The following is a 1909-nucleotide window of genomic DNA, read 5'->3' as shown; positions in this document are numbered from 1 at the left end:
ACCGGTGCCGTGCTCGCCGTCCCGCTGGAGTGGCTGGCCGTGCAGGCGGCCGACCCCGCGGCCCTGCTCGACGGTGGGCTGGCCGACGCCGCCACCGGCGCGACCGGGGTCGCGGCGGCGCTGACGGTCGCCGGGGTCGTCCTCGGGGCCGTCGGATCCCGGTCCGGAGGGCCGTCCGGCTGGCTGCGGTGGCCGGGGATCGCCCTGGCGGTGGCGTCGCTGGCCGTCGTCGGCCACACCCGGACCTATCAGCCGACCTGGCTGGTGGTCGGCGCCGACCTGGCCCACGTGCTGGCCGGCGCCCTCTGGTCCGGCGGGTTGCTGGCGCTGCTGCTGTGGTGGCGCTCGGAGCGGGGACCCGACGACGTGCTCACGGTGGTGTCGCGCTTCTCGACCGCCGCGGCGGTGTCGGTGCTCGTGCTGGCCGCCACCGGCACGACGATGGCGGTTCTCGTGCTGGAGCGGTGGTCCGACGTGCTGCAGACCGCCTACGGCCGGGCGCTCCTGGTCAAGCTCGCGCTGGTGGCGGTGGTGCTGGCGATGGCGGGCTGGAACCGTCTCGTCCTGGTGCCCCGGCTGCGGCGCGCGGAGGCCGCCGAGGTGGCCCCGCGACTGCGCCGCAGCATGGTCGACGAGGTCGCGCTGCTCGCGGCCGTGGCGGTGTTCACCGGTGTGCTCACCTCGGCCAGCCCGGTGCCCGACGACCACGACGGCCACGGCTCCGCCACCGCCATCGCGCCCGCTCCGCAGCGGCTCGACCTCGGCGACGTCGAGGCCGAGGTGCTGCTCAGCCCGGCGCGGCGCGGGCCGAACGACGTCGCGGTGACGCTGCGCGACGACACCGGGCCGGTCGAGGTCGAGCAAGCTCCGACGGTGTCGCTGACCCTGCCCGGTCAGGTCGGCCCGCTGACGACACGTCTGGAACCCACCGGCACGCCCGGGCAGTACCGCGGACCGGTCGACCTCCCCCTCGCCGGCCGGTGGGAGCTGGCGGTGGCCGTCCGGCTCGACCGCTTCACCGAGCCGGTCGGGGTCGTCACCGTCGACGTCCCCTGACCCGCCCGGTCAGCCGCGCAGGGCGCGTCCGGCCTGCCGCCCGGAGAACAGACAGCCGCCGAGGAACGTCCCCTCCAGCGAGTTGTAGCCGTGCATCCCGCCACCGCCGAACCCGGCCACCTCACCCGCGGCGTACAGCCCCGGCAGCGGCTCCCCGCCCGGACGCAGCACCCGTCCCTGCAGGTCGGTCTCCAGCCCGCCGAGGGTCTTGCGGCTGAGCAGGTGCAGCCGGATGGCGACCAGCTCGCCGGCGTCGTCGTCGAGCAGTCGGTGCGGGGTGGCGACCCGCATCAGCCGGTCGCCGAGGTAGCTGCGGGCCCGGCGGATGCCGGCCGCCTGGGCATCGGTCGAGGACGGGTCCATCACAGCGGCGTCCCGCTCGGCGACCGAGGCCGCCAGCACCTCGGGGTCGACCAGGTCAGCCCCGGTGAGGGTGTTCATCGCCGTCGCGAGCTGGGCCACGCCCCGGGCGCGGACGACGTCGATCCCGGCGTCGACGAACCGGCGCACCGGTGTGGGCGCACCGGGACGCAGCCGCTGGCTGAGCAGCGGCAGGTTGCGTCCGGTGAGGTCGGGGTTCTGCTCCGAGCCCGACAGCGCCAGCTCCTTGGCCAGGATCCGCTCGGTGAGCACGAACCAGGAGTGGTCGTGGCCGGCGCCGCGCAGGTGGGCCAGCGTGGCCAGGGTGTCCGCGCCCGGGTAGAGCCGGGCCGGCAGCCGCCGGCCGGCGCCGTCCACCCAGAGCGAGGAGGGCCCGGGCAGGATCCGGATGCCGTGGTCGGGCCACACCGGGTCGTGGTTCTGCAGGCCCTCGGTGTAGTGCCACATCCGGTCGGGGTTGATCAGGCTGGCG

At 76.0% G+C, this 1909-nt stretch carries 2 protein-coding genes; one reads left to right on the top strand and one right to left on the bottom strand.

Annotated elements, in window-relative coordinates:
• On the top strand, positions 1–1056 hold a 1056-nt coding region (locus DVA66_RS19925; RefSeq protein WP_198671985.1), incomplete at its 5' end, for a CopD family protein.
• A 9-nt stretch (positions 1057–1065) separates the two neighbouring features.
• Here DVA66_RS19925 and DVA66_RS19920 read toward each other — a convergent pair.
• The coding region (locus DVA66_RS19920; protein WP_114561527.1) for an FAD-binding protein at positions 1066–1909 on the bottom strand (844 nt) is incomplete at its 5' end.

The sequence above is a fragment of the Desertihabitans aurantiacus genome (genome assembly GCF_003344635.1).
GTDB classification, from domain to species: Bacteria; Actinomycetota; Actinomycetes; order Propionibacteriales; family Propionibacteriaceae; genus Desertihabitans; species Desertihabitans aurantiacus.
This window is presented reverse-complemented; position numbering and strand designations above follow the sequence as displayed.